Genomic DNA, 17,879 nt, shown 5'->3' on the forward strand with positions numbered 1-17,879 from the left:
CTCAGGCTCCGTGAGTACTTAGGCCCCATTGGTTCAAGATTTTCTCAAGTGTCCCATTCGACTTGATGGTATGGATGGCGTTATTTAGCGTGTCCAAGGTCGCGGTATCGCCTTTTCTGACCACAAAGCAGACTTGACCGGTTGCTGTCGGGATATAGTCAGGAGAGAGTTTTACCCCCGAAAAGGTGCCCAATTTTAATTGGTAAGCAATGATCGGCTGATCAGCCACTGCTGCTTTTATTCTCCCCAGTTTTAAATCGGTGACCATTTCGGCAATGGTGTTGTAGGTTTTGATGGCCTTAAAGGTGCCCATCTTATTCAGCATGGTGTAGTAAACCGTTCCCCCCTGAACGCCAATAACTTGGCCTTTCAGCGCATCAAGATTGGTGTATCGGGTATTATCATCACTTTTCACCATTAAGCCCTCCCCGTAGGAATAGACCGGCTCACTGAAGCTGACCACTTTGGCTCTGTCATCGGTTTTGATCATCCCAGCAGAGATAAAGTCTATCTTATTGGAGGTTAATGACGGGATTAGTGCAGAGAAACTGGTTGGCACAACATGGATAGAAAACCCGCCTACCTTACTGACGGCATCGGCGATATCAATCATAGAGCCGCGGATCTTATCGGCTTTAATATCAAAAAAAGTAAAAGGTGCGCCGGTTGGGGTTGCACCAACATTGTATGTTTGTGCACTGGCTGCGTGCGCAGTACCGGCTAAACAGGCTGCAAAAAAGATAAAACTGACACCGCGCAGGAGACTGTAACTCTTTTTCATCGCTTAATGACCTTTTATTGATATGGGAGAGGGGTTTTATTATTTACTGCAATTGTTATGCCATCCCTTCCAATGAAAATAATTCTCCGCGACTGAAAAGTATCAGGTTAAATATCTATATTGAAAAATGATGGCGGGGGGAGTCACCTATAAGCATAACCTCTGACTATTGAGTGAATTGCGGTTTTTGTGGCTGTATTAGGATTGTCACAGTGTCAGTCGCAGCAGGCCGTGCCCGGGGCCGACAAGCACAGCCTTTCTATGCCGGTCACTACATAAAAAGGGTGTTTATAATGCACTTACCGCAATCATCATTATTTTGAACAGATAAAAAAAGTATCCACCTATTTTCATAGCCACCACTATCGATAAAACCCCTAGCAGGGGGACTGACCGTCATTCAGGGGTTATCTCTAACCGTTAAGTGTTGTGCGGAATAACGATATGCTCACACTGTGCGGCTCATAAAGAGCCTAAATCATCTGAATAAAGGGACCATTAAACAAAATTAAATTTATCCTAAATAAGATATCCTGTTACGTGTTTATCCATTTTTATTAGATCATTATTGCCGCAGATCACAGTTGTTTATATCTGGTATTTACAATCCATATCTATGCTGATAACTATTACGAAAAGTATTTTATTACAGCAATGGCGTTAATTATTACTGTTATGTAAACCGTTAGCGGTTGATGTCAGGTGATTATTCACCACGAAGTGATTGTCTATACCAACGTACTCATTAAGATAAAGGACAGTCCCTCTAATTAGCGGTTCTCTTTATTGAATAAGGATATACTCATGTCAACACCCGCACATTTATGGTTGAATGATGAAAATGGCTCACCGATTACCGGTGGGTGCTTGATGCCGACGCGTCTTGGTTCAATAGAATTACGGACGTTAACCCATAATATTACTATTCCGGTTGAGGCTTCTCTGGGTAAGTTGACCGGCACAAGGGTACATAATCCGATTGTTTTGCAAAAGGAGTTTGATCCGACCACGCCATTGCTGTTTCGGGCACTATGTCAGGGAAGGACGTTTAAATCCGCCAAGATAGCCATGTACCAGATCACTGACTCAGGCGTAGAGACAGAGTATTTCACCATAAATATGGAAAATGTTAAAATTACCAGTATGACCTCATCGGTGTTACCTGGCGGCATAACGGGAACTCATATAGAAAATATTGAGATGCGTTATGAAAGTATTACGTGGAAATATGTCAACGGAAATGTCCAATTCAAAGATGCCTGGAACCAATATATGGTCGCCTAACCTTATCGACTTACCGTGTCAGTGCGTGTCATTTTACTGATCCTCCAACGGCGGTTGAGTCTAAGGGGGTTATGATACTTAAATATTCTTCAAGATATTGCTTGAGTAGTATGCTGTTTTTTACTACAGGGTGTTATTTTTAATTGTCTTAGATATAACTTTAACTATTTCCTACTAAAAAAAGACAAAAATAAATTTACGGTTATCACGATAAAAATTGCAAGTAGCCACTTTTTTGGGTCTTCAATAAAACTGGAAATCATTAATCCAAAGAACAATAAAACTACTGGAATGCTATACATTATTAGTAACTCTCTGAATATTATTTTTAATATCCTTTTAATATATGAAAGCATTATATCTTATCCTTTTAGTTATTATCTTAATCGGTGTGCAACGCCTTAATTAAGTGTGTTGTTATTAATGGATAGGAGTGTATTACGCTGGGTGTAAGTAACTTCCTCCCCGCTGGTGATATCAAATACTATATTCTGGTTCTATGTTAGTTAAAGACTTTATTTATAATGAAACGTGAAAAAGTAGGTGAGTGTTATAAAAAATATCAGGGCCAGTCACATCGGTAAGTGATTAACAAGCAACAGTGCAAAAAATATGATTAATCCTATCGGCATGTTCGTGATGAACAATAATTTAATAAAAAATGTTTTTATATAAGATGCTGGCAGTAAAAGTATGGTTTAGTGATCCTTTTGTGGCTATAGATAATCCTATCTACTGGCACTACAGGTTACACTTCATCTAATCAATTATAATACTGTAACTCTGCCTCTTCGAGGTGGGAAGTAATAAAGAGGTTTAATGAAAAATATAATACAATACGTCATAATTTATAAATATATAAAACCTATTATCCCATTACCACTTTATAAAACGTATCACCACGTATAAAACCTTTATAGCGAATATTGGCACCAACCACATTGGAGGCTCCTTAACAAAATTTATAAGTAGAAGCGCAAATATTAAGGTTAATGTTGACGGTAGGTAAATAAATAGCATTAATTTAAAAGCTTGAATGAACAACTTCTTCATGTAGGACAGTATCATAAGAAGCATTTTTATCGGGCCATTTTAGCAATAATATTAATAATGTCCTGTTCTGTCGGAGAGATTATACTAAAGACATCAGCTCGAGAAAATAGTGGCTCAATAATAAAATAGAGCATTTCTAACTCCAAAGTATATAATGCATTATAGTAAAATGGAGAGGCAATCTGTAAACGCAGTGCGCTGTCCACTGCTTTCTGAACTATACTGTAATAACCAACAATAAAGATCGCTGTTGTTATGCGACCTGCTGTGAGAATACTTATATCAACACTCAGTTTGGTTCCCAGCACGATAGCATTGGCAATACCGAAGGCAAACGCGGCCTTGGTCAATGTAGTGGCAGCAATATAGACATTAACCGCCATTAGACCCTTTTTGATTTTCTCTAGTTGACGAGGACTTTTATTCTTAATTAGTTCTTTAATGTAAATAATCAGCATTTGTTCAAGGATGTCACTGTTCTTCAGTAAATGCAAGACGGCTTTGCCAAAGCGGGCATCTTCTTCACCTTGTTGCTGGCAAACATCTTGGTAATTTGTAGTGAAACAACTAACATAATTTGATAGTCGCTTAATCCCACTACCGGTATTTTGTACTTTATCCCAAACCATTTCGCCAACCCCTTTAAGGGCTTTTTCCAGTTTCAGTGCCAGAATGTCATTATTTTGTAGATAACGGATCAGTTCCTGTTGGTAAGGCATAGACTTTCCCTAATCAATATTTTACGCATCCCGATATCTGAAGGTAGAATCTCTACAGAGGAGAGTAAAGAGGGTCATGATAAATATAAGACAGGGATCAAGCTTTAGAGGATATTTATCGACTGCTAATGACATTATTAGTTTGGTTATTTACGTGATCATATTAAAGTATTCACTATGCCACTACATGTCAGGGTGGCCGCAGTACGGGAACAAGTGACGGCGGTCTGGGCAAACAGTCAGGATGCCGAGCTGCTTGATCTGACATTACCCCAAGCAATCATGATGATTGATGCGATCTCATTCGAGCAGAGTGCAACACCTGTGCTCCTCGCCAAGCACCGTTACAGTACGGAACATTTCATTTACGTCAACGAGGTTCGCTGAGCGATGTCATAGACCGCTACAACACTATGTCCTCTGGCCTTGTGATGATCACGGTAAGGAGAGGATAAAGGTAGCGCTATCGAAGACGCTGTAAAACAGCTAATAGAGTCTTTACTGGCTTTAGATCTCGTCAAAAGGGCGGTTATTATCCCGATTGGTTTCCCGCTGACCCCAAGGTGGGTACGCGTATCTTGTCTTGACAGAAACAGGGGAATATCGGCCTAGCCCTTCATCAAGGGGGATAACGTCGCCGTGTAAACTGTAAATTTACGTAAAAAAAAGCAGTCAGCCGCTTTTTTACTGTCTAGGCCTTTATTTTACGGTTTTATTTGCGCTATATAGTTTATATCCCGCGGCTGAAGTGAGAAAACGACACGATGACCCCCCCTGGAAACCGTAAAATTCTGACCTGTCTATTACTGATGACTCTAGCAGGCTGTTCTTCTCACTCCCGCCAGTCTGGTAATCCCGCTGAAACGGTGGCACAGCAAGATCAGCAATCTGATCTGATTAATGTTTTAGCGGCGTTACATGACCAGATGCACTCTTGGGAAGGGACCAAATATCAGTGGGGGGGGACCCAGTTAACCGGTGTCGACTGTTCTGGTTTTGTCTGGCGTACCCTCAAAGACCGTTTCAATATCCCGATGGATCGGGTCACGACTAAGCAGTTGATCCTTATGGGCCAGCCGGTGGATAAAGCCCACTTATTGCCGGGGGACTTGGTATTCTTCCGCATTCATAATGAACTGCATGTCGGTTTCTATGACACCGATGCCCATTTCCTGCATGCCTCGGTCAGTCGAGGAGTGATGCGCTCATCACTGAATAATCCGTACTGGAAGTCAGTGTATCTGGAAGCTCGTCGCTTACCCCGTGAATACAACTCACAAATTACTTTCAATAACAGCGTCAGTTAACCCAGTTAGAGGTTACGACGATCCTCTTAGCTACGCTTCGATGATCACCGTCATCACGTGTTGCCACGCTTTCGGTCGCTGGGAGCGTAGCACTGTCATGTGAATGCCGCTGATCTGCACCGATCATTCAATCTGCCACCGCTGGCGCTCACTTCCTCACTCTATCATTGTCCCTTGTGTGCTTGCGATCGGCCTACAGGAATTTGTTCACCCTTCAAACTGTTACAGGGCTCACGTTACGGGTAACAATTTTCACAGTAACATTCTGTTAATCGATCGCGATCACAGCTTTAACCTGAGGAACACGCTGTGATAAGGGGCCGGTATGAGGCACTGAAACAGCAAAGGCCCACGACAGGAAAAAACGCTCACGACAGGGCAATGAAGGGCTAAGTCACCGTTATTTATGACGGCATGACTGACCGGTAACCGTCCCTACAGAAAGTTACTGGCTAACGTTACATTGATAGGATCTGAATCACGGGAGCAGTACTATGCCAATTACGCTGATCGCGCTGGGAGTGATACTCCTGCTGATATTGATGATTGTCTTCAAAACCAATGGATTTATTGCACTGATATTTGTCTCGGCGCTAGTCGGGATCGCCGAAGGCATGACGCCGCTGCAAGTGATGGCCTCTATTCAAAAAGGTATTGGCGGAACGCTTGGTAGCCTGGCGATGATCCTTGGCTTCGGGGCGATGCTCGGTAAATTGGTGTCTGATACCGGGGCGGCCCAGCGGGTTGCCATGACACTTATCGCCGCATTTGGTAAACAGCGTGTGCAGTGGGCCTTAATGGTCACCGGGCTGATTGTCGGGTTGGCGATGTTCTATGAGATTGGTTTTGTTCTACTGTTACCGCTGGTGTTTACGGTGGTGGCTGCCTCAGGCATGTCGCTGCTGTATGTCGGAGTACCGATGGTGGCTGCGCTGTCGGTGACGCACTGTTTCCTGCCCCCCCATCCTGGGCCAACCGCTATTGCCACCATTTTCGGGGCCAACACTGGTACCACGCTGCTGTATGGCATGATCATTACCCTGCCGACGGTGATTATCGCTGGACCAGTCTTCGCACGTTTTCTCAAAAACTTTGAGAAAGAACCGCCGGAGGGACTGTATAACCCGAAAGTATTCGCAGAACATGAAATGCCGGGTTTTGGGATCAGTATCTTTGCGGCCATTATTCCGGTGATCCTGATGGCGGTAGCTGCGGTATTTGAACTGACCTTGCCGAAAGAGAATGCTCTGCGTCAATTTTTTGAGTTTGTCGGTAACCCAGCCGTCGCACTGTTTATTGCAGTGGTGATTGCCGTGTTCACCCTTGGTTTACGCAATGGCCGTAAGGCGGAAGAAGTGATGGAGATGTGTAGCTCTTCTATCTCTTCCATTGCGATGATTATTTTTATCATCGCCGGCGGCGGGGCGTTTAAACAGGTGCTGGTGGACAGTGGGGTCAGTGACTATATTGCAGCCATGATGAAAGGGTCATCACTGTCACCACTGCTGATGTGCTGGACCGTGGCGGCGATGCTGCGGATTGCCTTGGGGTCGGCCACCGTGGCGGCTATCACCACCGCCGGGATTGTGGCCCCAATTATTGCTATCAGCCATGTTGACCCGGCACTGATGGTATTGGCGGTCGGCGCTGGCAGTGTCATCGCCTCCCATGTGAATGACCCGGGTTTTTGGTTATTTAAAGGCTACTTTAACCTGACGGTCACCGAGACGCTGAAAACCTGGACGGTACTGGAGACACTGATTTCGGTTCTGGGGCTGGCGGGAGTCTTGATACTGGATACCCTGATCCACTGACGGGGGCTGGTGATGCTCATGACCGGGAAGGGGAACCTTCCCGGTCAGCAGATCCTTAAGGCAGGAATTTAACGTCGGTGGGGGTGCCAATACTGAGCGCAACTCCGGTCGGTGTTAATGAACCATCATTGGCATCACGGTACAGTTCTATCACACTGTTTGAGTACACATTGGCAATCAGCATGTACTGACCACTGTTATCGAACGCGAAAGCTCGGGGTTCAATGCCCCCTGCCGAGTAGGATTTTGCAGCGCCTAACTTACCGGTCGCTTTATCCACTGGGAAGACGATAATTTCGTTACGTGACTGGCGGTTAGCGGCATACAGGAATTTCCCGTCCGGGCTGAACAGAAGCCCGCCACCGCCTTTGTCTTTTTCATTGACACTGTCAGTCAACGGGGCGGTTTGCACTTCTTTCAGGCCCTGCGAGCTGACGGCATAGACATGAATATTGGCGCCCATTTCGGTGATGAGATAAGCAAACTTACCATCCGGCGAGAAGGTCATATGACGTGGGCCGGAACCGGCTGGCAGTGTCAGGTCAGCAGAAGGGTCAGCGGAAAATGGGGTTTTATTATCAGGGTTGTAGCGATAAGCATGGACTCTATCGGCCCCCAAGTCGGCGACAAACAGCATTTTACCATCAGGGGTAATGTTTACCGAATGAGCATGGCCAGTGTCTTGGCGATCGGCAATCGCACCGGACCCTTTGGTCAGTGAGATATGCTGTACGCTGTCACCCAGCTTACCGTTTTTATGGACTGGGAAAATGATCACACCGCCGTTTTTACGGCTAGCGGCATAGTTGGCTGCTAACAGGAAATGGCCATCCGGGGTCAGTACCGCATGGGTAGGGTGCTGGCCCTGGCTGCTGACAGTGTTGATAAACTTCAGCTTACCATCATCGGTGAATGACAGGGCAGTGACCTGACCCTCTTCACTCTCATTGGTGGTATAGAGGTATTTGTGGTCTTTACTGAACACAATCCATGATGGATTTTCCAGTTTGATGCGATCCAACGGCAGTAGGCTTCCGTCCGGATTCATCTTCACCCGATAGATCCCTTCGCTGGGATACGCAGTTTTTTGTGCCAGTGGGTTGCTGGTTGGACCGGTCCAACTGCCGATCAATACGGTTTGAGGTTTCACGCTATGATGCTCCGGTATCATTGAAATACTGTCCTGAGCATAGGCGATATTACCAGCGAACAACAGGGCGATGGCTGAGACTCTGCCAGCGTAACTTAGCCGGCGTTTGGTTTTATTTATCATCAGTTAATCCTTTTCTGTCGGGCAGAGAGGGGGATCACAACAGAGGATTTCAGTGAAAGTGAGGCTAAATAATCAGGGGACCGTGATGCAGAACGGTGAGCCATTTCACTGAAATATTCCGAAATCGGAAGGTGTTATAAAATATTTCACAGTGAAATTAAATGTAATAAAGTGTTTTGTTGTGGCTAATGGTTGGTGATAATGACTGATATTTTCTGACTAACAAGCGGAAAAGTGGGTTTTTTTCTTTTAATTTGGGAGGAGATTTTGCAGGAGGGTGCTCTAGCAGCGATAAATGTGTTTTTTCCGACTCACTCATTTCCGAGCAGCCTGTAGTGTGAATCAATAAATAGGCAGCCGTTATCTGGACAGTACATCTGCCTGTTGGTGAAGCACTCTACCTAACTTCGCGTGGCATAAGTTGTTTTACCTCTAAGCGTAAATATTGCCTGTTAGCCCAGCGGGTGACTATACTCATTTTCGTTTGTTCTCCCCGATGTTTGTCGGCAGTGCTCTGATGATAACGGCGCTATGGGGGATACTTTTCTATGGCCTGTCAGACTTTGTCTACCGGTCTGTGTTTTACTGGCAGGGATATCCTACATGAGAGTCGGGCAGAGACGAGTAATCGAGACTAGATTGATTGGTCGGCTGCTGTCGACAGTACTGGTTGTGTTGATGTCGGGATGCTCCCTGTCTCCTGCGATACCGGTACTGGGCGCCGCATTCCCCAGTTGGCTGTTTTGCCTTTTCGGCGCAGGAATACTGCTGACTGTCTGCCATATCCTGATTGTACGCCGACAATGGCAGCAACATTTTTCCCCGCTAGTGGTGAGCTACTCCGGGCTTTTGTTCTTATCCGCAGTAGTTTTGTGGTTTCTTTTCTTTGTGAACTGATAATGATGACGAACTCAGCTTCGGGTACTTTAAAAAAGAGATGGCCGCTGGTGGTCATTGTGCTGGCAGTGATTATCGGGATTATCTTGGTGATTTGGCAGTTACAGACCTCTCCGCAAACCGATGATGCCTATGTCTATGCCGATACCATCAGCGTGGTCCCTCAGGTGAACGGCACCATTGTCGAGATGCCGGTACGGGATAATCAGCAGGTAAAAAAAGGACAGCTGCTGTTTCGCCTCGATCCGCGTTTTTATCAGGATGCACTCGCGGGTGCACAAAGCCGGTTGGCGGCACTGGATGCACAGATTATGCTGACCCGGCGGACGGTAAAAGCTCAGCAATATAATGCTGAATCAGTTTCGGCAGCGGTAGCACGGGCGGAGGCGCTGGTCCGGCAAACCACCTCGACACGTATTCGTTTAGCCCCTTTGGTCCCCAAAGGCTTTGCCTCGCAGCAAGATCTTGACCAAGCGGTCACTGCTGAAAAAGCGGCCCGTTCAGAACTGGCCGCCACCCGTTTACAGGCCATGCAGGCGGCATCTGCGGTGAGCGGGGTCGACGCCTTGGAAGCCCAGCGCGGCGATATTCTGTCACAGATTGCCATCGCCAAATTACAACTGGAACATACTGAAGTTCATGCCCCTTTCGATGGCACCATCGTTTCCCTGAAAACGACAGTTGGCCAGTATGCCTCGGCATTAAAGCCAGTATTCACTCTGATTGATACCGAACACTGGTATGTGATCGCCAATTTCCGTGAAACCGACCTGAATAATCTGTACCCCGGCCGTCCGGCGCAACTGCGGATTATGACCGATCATTCACGGGTCTTTGATGGCGCGGTGGATTCGGTAGGCGGCGGGGTGATGCCAGGAGATAGTGTTAGCCTGGCGGGCGGTCTGCCGTTCATCCAGAAAAGCATTAACTGGGTGCATGTGTCTCAGCGTTTTCCTGTCAAAATTAGCGTTGATAACCCTGATCCGGCGCTGTTCCGCATGGGGGCTTCTGCTACGGCGGTCTTGCTGCCTGCTGACGGTCACCACTAAGGGGCGGGTTATGGTAAAAAGTCTCGCATTTCTGCGTCAGGAACTGAAGGCGATACCCGGTCGCGGTGGCTACGCATTGCGTCTGACGCTGACCTGCGCCATTTTGATCGCCCTGTTTATGTCACTGCAAATGCCGTTGTTGTCGGTCGCGCTGATAGTGGCGTTTTATGCCAGCCGTTCGGAAGTTCACACCATCGGTTTGCTGAGTATCGCGTTTTTTGTGCTGATCAGCCTGATCATCGGTGGCATCGTACTGATGTTCAAATTTACTTATGATTTCCCGTTATTGCGGCTGATCATCTCTTCACTGCTGTTTTTTGGCGCGATGTTTTTGATGCGCGCGCTAGATAAGCTAGGATTGGCTTTTTTTATCGTCGCCTTGGCGGTTATTTTTGCGCAGACGTTCCCTTCCTTGACCGGTAACAGCGAAATACTGATCCGTATGGTACTGTGGCTGTGGATAGCCATTAATACCTCAGTTCTGGTGACTTTACTGGTGAATGCCTGTTTTCCTGGAGCCTATCCGACGGTCCAGTTCCGTCGCCAGTTGGCCGACGACCTGGGCCACACTGCCGCTTGGCTCAGAGCCTGTGCCGGGGAGGAAAATTCGCCGTCAGCAGTCTCGCCCTTAGTACTGGCACAACAGTTCACCTCCTTACAGACCCTCAGCGGACTGGCCCTTAACTCTTCGGCAATGCGTGATGCGAAATCACAATGGCAGTCATTGCTGGCAACGGCGTTGCATTGCCATTATCTGGCAATGTTGCTCAGTCCGGACAACATTAACCCGCAACAGAAACCACAATTGCTGGCGATTGCCGACCAGTTACAAAGCTTGGCGCGGCAGGCTGAGCGGGCTACGCCGTCCGCTGACAGCCTCTCCAATCTGCGTATGTTGACCGAAGATGGACAGTCAGCGGTGACAGATCGGTTGATTCGGGTGATTGCCCAGTATCGGCAAGGGCTACCGATTGAATTGCCGGAGGCGTCTCAGCCTAAAGCGCCCCTGCTGTTACCGGATGCATTCAGTAATCCGGTTTATCCGCGCTTTGCGCTGAAAACCCTGCTGGCAACCCTGATCTGTTATCTGTTTTATACCGCCACCGATTGGCAGGGGATCCACACCATTATGCTCAGTTGTGTGATTGTCGCTCAGCCGGGGTTAGGGCCGACCATGCAGAAAACCGGCCTACGTATCGCCGGGGCGCTGCTGGCGACGTTACTGGCCCTTGGGCTAATGATTTTTGTTCAGCCGTTGGTCAACTCACTGGCGGGTTTCCTAGTGATGACCGTCCCAGTGATGTGGCTATCCGCTTGGCTAGCAGGAGGATCGCAACGTATTGCCTATGCCGGGATCCAGACCGGTTTTACCTTTGCGCTGGCGTTTATGGACTGGTTTGGCCCGTTGTACGACCTGAGTGAACTGCGTGATCGGGTGCTGGGTATATTGTTGGGAGTCGTGGTTTCCTCACTGGTCCATCTGTATCTGTGGCCGGAGAGTGAGGCCCTGAAACTGCGTAACCAGATGGCCGAACTCTATCGGCGTCTGGGCAATTGGCTGGATGCCGACCAGGATCAGCGCGAGCCGTCGCTGGTCAGCCTCTATCGGTCATTGTTGGAGACCCAACAGTTACTGGAGCGAGTGCAGGCTGAGCCGGTATTGGCGTTTGCCTACCCGTATCCGCAGGTTAAACACTGGCCGATGCAGCACAGCGTTGATTTAGCTCAGCAGATCATCCGCCTTGGGGCGGGTTACCACCTTTATCAGTTACAACCTGATCCCGGTCTGCAACAGGCTGCACAGCAGTTGCGCCAGTATGCCGATACGCTTGGTCAGCCGCGGCAGGAGACGCCAGCCGTTGCGGTTGTATCCTCGGTTAACCCTTATGCGTCCTCGCTTAGCGAGGCACTCAGCCGTTTGCCTGGCTGGACTTCAGCCGCTCACCCCGCGGCCCGGAGAGTAATAGGATGACGATTTTTCGCCGGTTAAGCGCCTGTCTGCGGCCTCGTACGCTGGCGGCAGGATTAGTAGTGCTGCAACTGAGCGGCTGTGCTTGGTTCCGCCATGACCCGGGGCAGGTGGCTATCATTAACCCACAGCAGGCGCAGTTATCGCAGGTGATCCACTTGGCCTCTGACCAGTGGCCGGACAGTTGCTGGTGGCAGAAGTATCAAGATCCACAACTCACCGCGCTGATACATCAAGCTCTGCAAAACTCGCCAACGGTTCAGGCCGCGAGGCTGCGGGTGGAGCAGTCACAGGCAGGGGTCGATCTGGCACACTCTTTCTCCGGTGTGCAGGCGACGGCGGTAGCGGCACAGAACCGTCTACGCACCACTGACCGCTCTTTCACGTGGCCTTATTCATTTTCGCTGCCTCAAGACCGCACTGGTCCTTGGTACACCATGAATACCGTTGGCGTTGCGGGGACACTGAATCTTGATCTCTGGGGTGAAAACCGTGAGCGGGTAGCTGCTGCACTGGGCGAAAAAAATGCGCGGTTGGCGGAAACCGCGCTGACCGAACAGACGGTAGCCGCCAATGTCGCTCGGCTCTATTTTTCGGTACAGGCCGCCTGGCAACGCATTGGCTTACTACAACAACAGTTGGAAATCAGTCGCTTCTCACTGGAAGCGCATCAAGCCAGAGTCGGGCGCGGACTGGAAGATGATGTCGCCTTGGCGGCTGCACAGAGTGAATCTCTGTCGGCCCAACAACAACTGCTGAGTGCTCGCACTGACCTGATCTCCGCTCGGGAAATGCTACGGGCATTGGTGGGTGCCGGGCCTCACGGGCTGCCGGTGATCACTCCGCAACCTTGGCCGCAGGTTCAAGAAACCCTGCCCGCCAGCCTCTCTTACGGCTTGTTATCACGGCGTCCGGACTTGCAGGCAATGCGTGGTTATGTGCTGGCCTCTCTTAGCCGGGTGGATGCGGCGAAAAGCGCGTTCTATCCGCACTTTGATATCAAAGCCTTCTGGGGGTATAACGCCTTCAGTGTCGGCGATCTGTTTAAATATTCATTCCAGCAGATTAATGTGCTGCCAGGGCTCTACCTACCATTGTTTGATGGTGGGCGGTTGAATGCCAACCTAAAGACCGCAAGGACCTCAAGTAATATACTGATTAAAAACTATAATCAGGCAGTACTGGATGCGGTACGCGATGTCGCGGTCAGCTCACAGCAACTGAACGCGCTGGATCAGCAGGTCGGATTACAACAACAGAAAGTGGTGGCGGCCCAAACCGCTGCCGACAGCGCACAGGCCCATTATCAGCGCGGCCTGATGAGCCGCTACGCCAGCCGGGAAGCACGACGGGCGGTGCTGGCTCAACAGTTGGTGCTGACGGATTTAAAATTCCAGCAGATTTCTACCGATATCAGTTTGATCCAAGCGCTGGGTGGCGGCTACCAGAGCCCACTACAGGCGGTACCGGTCACCGACTGATTGACGTTATGGTGGTGGCAGAGGCCACCGTTTTACATGGCAGGAGGGTAAATGTTGAAATCAGGTGGAGTAGCACTGGCCACAGCAATCGGTCTAATGGCGATGACCGGCACAGCCGCAGCAGACTCACTCTCGCCGAAAGGACGGCTAGTGGATAAAACTGAGTTACCGGCGGACCACGGTCTACAAGAGGCCTCGGCCCAGTACCTGATCCATTACACCTCGATCAGCGGGGTAGACGGGAAAACTCATCGAGAAGACAGTGGTGCCGTTTTTTTACCGAAAGGCCCAGCACCGGCAGGGGGCTGGCCTGTGGTGGTTTGGACCCACGGCACCGTTGGGGTAGCGACGCAGTGTGCCCCATCACTGAACCCGCGTTCAGCCCGCGATCAGCAATACCTGAATACCTGGTTGTCACTGGGCTTTGCGGTGGTCGCACCGGACTACGCCGGTTTGGGATCGCCGGGGCTACATCACTACCTGAATGCCCGAGCAGAAGCCTGGAGTGTCCTTGACAGTATCTCTGCGTCCCTGAAAAGCTTCCCGCTGAGCAATAAAATCATCATTGTGGGTCAGTCGCAGGGGGCTCATGCGGCCTTCGCCGCCTCCGGCTATCAAAAGTCTTATGCTCCGTCGCTCGATGTCCTGGCAACCGTCCTGACGGGTACGCCATATATTAATGCCGACACTCGGGTGGAGAGGGTCTTCAGCGGTAACAGTCAGCAGGTCGGCGGCGACCCGAAAATGCCGTACGCCTACTATATTTTCCTGTCGGCGGCGGATGAGAATAAGACGCTGAAAGCGGAAGACTATTTCCGGCCAAAAGCCTTAGCGGATGTGGCCTTAGCGAAAAGCCTGTGTATCACACCACTGACCCAGCATGTGATGGAGAATGATCTCAATGCGGGCAATAGTTTCCTGCCGAGCTTCCAGAAATTACTGGATACCCAGCTCCCTTCACTGCGTTATCCGACCCTGAAAATTGATCATCCGGTGTTTATCGGTATTGGCTTACAGGATGTCAATGTCCCCACCGCCATGCAGCAGCAGTTTGCCCACGATGTGAAAGCCGCTGGCACAAAGGTAGAGATCCGCGAATATGCCGGGATGAATCACGGCGAAACGGTCAATGTCTCGTTACGTGATTCGGTGCCGTTTGTATTGAAAGCGTTGTCGTCAGTAAAGTAGTACTGTTGGCAACCTAATAATGGCGAATACTATCGCTGGAATCGTAACTGGCAGGAGAACTCCTGCCAGTTACGATGACTTACCGGCTTTCGCCAGTGGCCAGTCTTGTCATTTCACGAAACCAGCGTTGCCAGTGGGCAGCAATCTGTTCAGTGGAGAAACGCTGTGCATTAATCAGTGCCGCTTTGCCCATCTCCGACTGTAATTCCGGCTGACTGATAACCTTAATGATTGCCTTTGCCAGCGCTGATTCATCAGGATCAGGAACCAGAATTCCGCTTCGGGACTCACCAATAATATCTAACGGGCCGTACTTCACCGCAAAACTGACCAGAGGGGTTCCAAATGCCATGCATTCCAATGCGAAGATAGATAGCCCTTCCTGATTGGAACATAACACCGCACAGGCGGCATTGCGATGAACGTCGGCTATATCCTGGGTATAGCCATTGATAGAGACCGCCTGTTGCAGTCCCATCTGCTGACAGGCTTCCTGTATTTCTTTACGTAATGGACCGGTACCATAGGTTTCCAAACGTGCCTGTGGACAGTGCTCGAGTACCTGTTTAAACACCCGTAATAATAAATGGTGTCGCTTCTCAGGAGAGTAGCGTGCAAGATAAATAACGGTTTGCGAAGCTTGCCGCTGCTGGCCCATGAGTAAGGCCTGTTCATCGATATGATTAGGAATGATATCCATCTGAGCTTTAGGAAAACCGATTTGGACCAAATCATTAGCCTGTTCATGGGTTAATACAATCAGCTTATCCACCCATCCGGCATTTTCCAATAAATGGCGATAGGTTTGTTTATAACGTCCGTCAGCTAACTGATGTGTTGAATGAAGCACCGCAGTCAAGGTACAAGCAAAGTGGTCGCGTGGAGAGGAACACACAAAATTTTTATAAGGCTCGTTTTTATCGACAACGAAATGCCAGAAAACATCCTTACTCAACGAGTGATACAGCAGGAAAGTATAAAATGAGGACTTATCATTGAACGTCAGCGGCTGCTTTTTAGCGTCAAGTAGCGTAAGAGAACGTAGTACCATTTTGTTATGGTGACGTTGAAAACATTTTCGGAGCAAAATGTTCCCCTGATTATCCACATAATCTTCAGCATAGAAGTCTGGCCCCTGTTCCGGCAATGCGTATTGGCGCATTTTGGATATGATCGGGTTACCCTGTTCGGCGAAGTCATCCTTTTGAGTCGTTTGCCCACCCGCTGGCAAGGGGGAAATTTTTCCTTCGGCCAGTAAGCGGGGGAGCTGCTCATAAAGATTGAGGACTTGGGTATCTTGAGGGAACTTATGTCCCGCTTTTAAGACGGCGATATTTTCTCTGAGCCGTGGATTAAATTCGGACGTGATAATCAATGGGGAGATATTCAGACGCTGACGGAAGAGTGACACTCTGCGTTGTACGGCAATTTCGATGCCATTACCAATATTGCGAATATCCCCAGTCAGGAATACCAGTCGTTGTGGTAACTGTTTAGCGGGTCGCAGAGAAACTTGCTGTTTTTTCTTCTGGATATAGTGATTCAGATAAGCCACATACCCTGACAGATAATGCTCGACATCATCAATCCTCACTCGGTAGCTGTGATGACGAATGAAGAAGCTGCCACTGATACGTTGTGGATGTTTAAAAAACATCGCAATTTCCGGCCAGAAAAAGCCATTAAGCAAGTAGCGTGCCCGGTGTTCCAACGCCTGAGCAAATTTCTCGCAATCAAAATCGTCTAATAAACCGACATGCTGCGGATCGTTCTGCAGCCTCGTAATCATTTTGGAGGCTGCCATCATCAGTTCCAGTAATGTCGGATAGGTGGTGACTCGATTAAGTACAAAATCAAGATGGCCACTGACATTCTGTAATCCAAAACGAAAATATTTTTCTTCAGGGCGATAACGGGTAAGTTCATTGACACAGTAACTTAGCCAGTGATCATGCGATTTCCAGTGCTGGCGTTCAATGAAGTCGTCAAAGGCTTTTTCGACGGTAGTTAGCCAGCGCGGGTTTTCGGTAATGGCATATAAACGCATCAGCGCGAAAGCCGCTTCTCCGTCATAATAAATGATACGGAAGGGGTTTTTGACTGACAAATCGCTGGCATTCAAAACATGAACAAACCTACCGGTCTCTTTGTTTTGCATAAAGCTGATACCTGCCGCCAACTGCTCCATCAGGACAATATATTTTCGGTCACCTGTCACTTCAGTATATTTAGCCAACGCCAGTATCGAAACCGCATTCCCCCCCAGCTTTATTTCATCGCCCACATCAATTAAAAAAGCGGCCTGTTCCCCATCAGGTAAGGCGACGCAACGAATGAGGGTATGGCTTAGATAGTTGAGGGCTCGCTCAATCGCTTCCCGTTGCGAGGCCTCACCCGTCACTTCCCAACTTTCTATTAAAGCATAGGTGGAGCTGGCATGACGCAGCGCGTTATAGGAGCGGACCGGTTTATCAAAACAGGGAAACCAACCATAATAATATTCACCACTGGCTTTCACTTGCTCCGCCAGATACTGGCTACCTTGTTGAATAACGGACTCTAATACTGACTCCTGCCAGTTATGGATGCGCCGATAGCCTGAGTTACGACCTTCATTCTCAATGGGGAAAACTTCTCCATTCTCAACGTAGACAGCCTTGGTTTTAAAACGCCAGATAACAGCATTATCCTCTGCGGGCCACTGCTGTGCATGACCAAAGCGCGCCAAGGTGTAGTGGGCAAGATTACGGGCATTCGGTGTTGCAACGCCATTATCACCATCATACAGGATCGCGTTAGCCCCGAGTTCCTGTTCCAATAATGCGCATTCGAAGCCGCAATCGAATGCCAGACCAAACCGGAAATAATTTCGCTTAGTTCTACTGAGCTTGCTCTTGAGTTGTTGCCAAGTCAGTGACTCAATCTGGTCTACGACATCAATACGCAGTCGGGGCTGAAGGAGGTTATGCGTATCGCAATAATGTTCAGCCTGAACCGTTCCTTTTTCCCATGCCTCGTCAAAACTTTGACCTGTTACCGTGAAAACATGAGCACGGGAAGTCAT

Annotated in this window: 13 protein-coding genes; 9 read left to right on the forward strand and 4 right to left on the reverse strand. The window is 48.7% G+C overall.

From position 1 onward, the window contains the following. Nucleotide 1 precedes the first annotated feature (1 nt). Entirely contained in the window at nt 2–781 is a 780-nt protein-coding gene (locus DW47_RS0106890; RefSeq protein WP_038027266.1) for an ABC transporter substrate-binding protein, read from the reverse strand. Between the two features lie 804 nt (nt 782–1,585). Here DW47_RS0106890 and DW47_RS0106895 point away from each other — a divergent pair. Beyond that, nucleotides 1,586–2,065, forward strand: coding sequence for an Hcp family type VI secretion system effector (locus DW47_RS0106895; RefSeq protein WP_029685666.1), 480 nt, complete (start codon nt 1,586–1,588; stop codon nt 2,063–2,065). A 1,079-nt stretch (nt 2,066–3,144) separates the two neighbouring features. Here DW47_RS0106895 and DW47_RS0106910 read toward each other — a convergent pair. Continuing rightward, complete coding sequence (locus DW47_RS0106910) at nt 3,145–3,837, reverse strand: hypothetical protein (protein ID WP_029685670.1); 693 nt, start codon at nt 3,835–3,837, stop codon at nt 3,145–3,147. A 177-nt stretch (nt 3,838–4,014) separates the two neighbouring features. Between DW47_RS0106910 and DW47_RS0106915 the strand changes: the two genes are divergently transcribed. The 3 genes from DW47_RS0106915 (at nt 4,015) to DW47_RS0106925 (ending at nt 6,958) form a co-directional block, all read left to right on the forward strand. Beyond that, the gene (locus DW47_RS0106915; RefSeq protein ID WP_029685671.1) at nt 4,015–4,224 is read left to right on the forward strand and encodes a UTRA domain-containing protein; all 210 of its coding nucleotides are present in this window, start codon (nt 4,015–4,017) and stop codon (nt 4,222–4,224) included. Nucleotides 4,225–4,601: 377 nt separating this feature from the next. After that, nucleotides 4,602–5,144, forward strand: a complete 543-nt coding sequence (locus DW47_RS0106920; RefSeq protein WP_029685672.1) for an NlpC/P60 family protein — start codon at nt 4,602–4,604, stop codon at nt 5,142–5,144. A gap of 494 nt (nt 5,145–5,638) precedes the next feature. Then, nucleotides 5,639–6,958: a gluconate:H+ symporter gene (locus tag DW47_RS0106925; protein ID WP_038027269.1), complete on the forward strand. Its 1,320-nt coding sequence runs from the start codon at nt 5,639–5,641 to the stop codon at nt 6,956–6,958. Nucleotides 6,959–7,013: 55 nt separating this feature from the next. Here the strand turns inward: DW47_RS0106925 and DW47_RS0106930 are convergent, their stop codons facing one another. Beyond that, a complete protein-coding gene (locus DW47_RS0106930; protein WP_051150851.1) occupies nt 7,014–8,231 on the reverse strand; it encodes a lactonase family protein in 1,218 nt (405 codons plus the stop codon). 678 nt (nt 8,232–8,909) lie between these two features. On the opposite strand from DW47_RS0106930, the gene DW47_RS16915 reads away from it, so the two are divergent. Genes DW47_RS16915 through DW47_RS0106950 form a run of 5 tightly spaced genes read left to right on the forward strand, consistent with a single transcriptional unit; the run spans nt 8,910 to nt 14,815 of the window. Beyond that, a complete protein-coding gene (locus tag DW47_RS16915) occupies nt 8,910–9,128 on the forward strand; it encodes a YtcA family lipoprotein (protein WP_071846618.1) in 219 nt (72 codons plus the stop codon). A gap of 5 nt (nt 9,129–9,133) precedes the next feature. Beyond that, on the forward strand, nt 9,134–10,177 hold the full coding sequence (mdtN, locus tag DW47_RS0106935) for a multidrug transporter subunit MdtN (RefSeq protein WP_029685675.1): 1,044 nt from the start codon (nt 9,134–9,136) through the stop codon (nt 10,175–10,177). A 10-nt stretch (nt 10,178–10,187) separates the two neighbouring features. After that, the gene (locus tag DW47_RS0106940; RefSeq protein WP_029685676.1) at nt 10,188–12,149 is read left to right on the forward strand and encodes an FUSC family protein; all 1,962 of its coding nucleotides are present in this window, start codon (nt 10,188–10,190) and stop codon (nt 12,147–12,149) included. Beyond that, entirely contained in the window at nt 12,146–13,627 is a 1,482-nt protein-coding gene (locus DW47_RS0106945; protein WP_051150852.1) for an MdtP family multidrug efflux transporter outer membrane subunit, read from the forward strand. Before DW47_RS0106940 ends, DW47_RS0106945 begins: the two co-directional genes overlap by 4 nt. Before the next feature lie 51 nt (nt 13,628–13,678). Beyond that, nucleotides 13,679–14,815: an alpha/beta hydrolase gene (locus DW47_RS0106950; RefSeq protein ID WP_029685678.1), complete on the forward strand. Its 1,137-nt coding sequence runs from the start codon at nt 13,679–13,681 to the stop codon at nt 14,813–14,815. A 79-nt stretch (nt 14,816–14,894) separates the two neighbouring features. On the opposite strand, the gene DW47_RS0106955 is transcribed toward DW47_RS0106950, so the two are convergent. Continuing rightward, nucleotides 14,895–17,879 (reverse strand): glycosyltransferase, encoded by a 2,985-nt coding sequence (locus tag DW47_RS0106955; RefSeq protein WP_152473144.1) that lies wholly within the window; start codon nt 17,877–17,879, stop codon nt 14,895–14,897.

It is taken from the genome of Tatumella saanichensis, assembly GCF_000439375.1.
Taxonomy (GTDB): domain Bacteria; phylum Pseudomonadota; class Gammaproteobacteria; order Enterobacterales; family Enterobacteriaceae; genus Tatumella; species Tatumella saanichensis.

Coding starts and splice junctions, on each gene's coding strand:
- DW47_RS0106890 (WP_038027266.1), bottom strand. CDS start 781: ATGAAAAAGAGTTACAGTCTCCTGCGCGGTGTCAGTTTTATCTTTTTT.
- DW47_RS0106895 (WP_029685666.1), top strand. CDS start 1,586: ATGTCAACACCCGCACATTTATGGTTGAATGATGAAAATGGCTCACCG.
- DW47_RS0106910 (WP_029685670.1), bottom strand. CDS start 3,837: ATGCCTTACCAACAGGAACTGATCCGTTATCTACAAAATAATGACATT.
- DW47_RS0106915 (WP_029685671.1), top strand. CDS start 4,015: ATGCCACTACATGTCAGGGTGGCCGCAGTACGGGAACAAGTGACGGCG.
- DW47_RS0106920 (WP_029685672.1), top strand. CDS start 4,602: ATGACCCCCCCTGGAAACCGTAAAATTCTGACCTGTCTATTACTGATG.
- DW47_RS0106925 (WP_038027269.1), top strand. CDS start 5,639: ATGCCAATTACGCTGATCGCGCTGGGAGTGATACTCCTGCTGATATTG.
- DW47_RS0106930 (WP_051150851.1), bottom strand. CDS start 8,231: ATGATAAATAAAACCAAACGCCGGCTAAGTTACGCTGGCAGAGTCTCA.
- DW47_RS16915 (WP_071846618.1), top strand. CDS start 8,910: ATGTCGGGATGCTCCCTGTCTCCTGCGATACCGGTACTGGGCGCCGCA.
- mdtN (WP_029685675.1), top strand. CDS start 9,134: ATGACGAACTCAGCTTCGGGTACTTTAAAAAAGAGATGGCCGCTGGTG.
- DW47_RS0106940 (WP_029685676.1), top strand. CDS start 10,188: ATGGTAAAAAGTCTCGCATTTCTGCGTCAGGAACTGAAGGCGATACCC.
- DW47_RS0106945 (WP_051150852.1), top strand. CDS start 12,146: ATGACGATTTTTCGCCGGTTAAGCGCCTGTCTGCGGCCTCGTACGCTG.
- DW47_RS0106950 (WP_029685678.1), top strand. CDS start 13,679: ATGTTGAAATCAGGTGGAGTAGCACTGGCCACAGCAATCGGTCTAATG.
- DW47_RS0106955 (WP_152473144.1), bottom strand. CDS start 17,879: ATGACTTCCCGTGCTCATGTTTTCACGGTAACAGGTCAAAGTTTTGAC.